The organism is Anaerotignum faecicola, from assembly GCA_024460105.1.
Lineage (GTDB): Bacteria > Bacillota > Clostridia > Lachnospirales > Anaerotignaceae > JANFXS01.
Map to the genome: position 1 here is coordinate 1 of JANFXS010000213.1, position 481 is coordinate 481.

General features: G+C 48.6%; 1 protein-coding gene. It reads right to left on the minus strand.

What is annotated here, in order from left to right:
• A partial coding sequence (locus NE664_13600; GenBank protein ID MCQ4727667.1) for a hypothetical protein occupies positions 1-481 on the minus strand: 481 nt, incomplete at both ends.

Sequence of the window (481 nt, forward strand, 5' to 3'; positions counted from 1 at the left end):
CCCTGTAAAAAACAGCTCCTCCTTCATCTGTTCCGCTTTTTCGAATGATGAGGCGATCTGCTCCAGGCCGCAGACAACGGAACCAACAGCACAAAAGAGCGGTATCCCCTCATGATTCAGCCGCTCAACCAGTTCCAATATTATATTTTGTATACTTTCTTTTATAAAACAGCCTTTTTCTGGACTGAACAGGATCATGACAAGCTCCCGGTCACTGCGGAAGTATTTCACCGTCCGCTCCTGCCGTTCTTCAAAATACGGAAGGATGGTTCCCAGGAACTCCGCTCTCACTCTGACGGCTTCCCTCGCCTCAAATAACAACACTTGGAAACACGTTCTCCGATCTGCCGGAAATTCCAGGAATCGGCAGTTATCGAGGAGCTCGTCTGTAATTTTCCCCCCGATCAGCCCCTTGACCACAAATTCCTCGATCACCGGCAGATTACAACGGAGAGATGATTTTAAGTATGCCGTTTCGTGG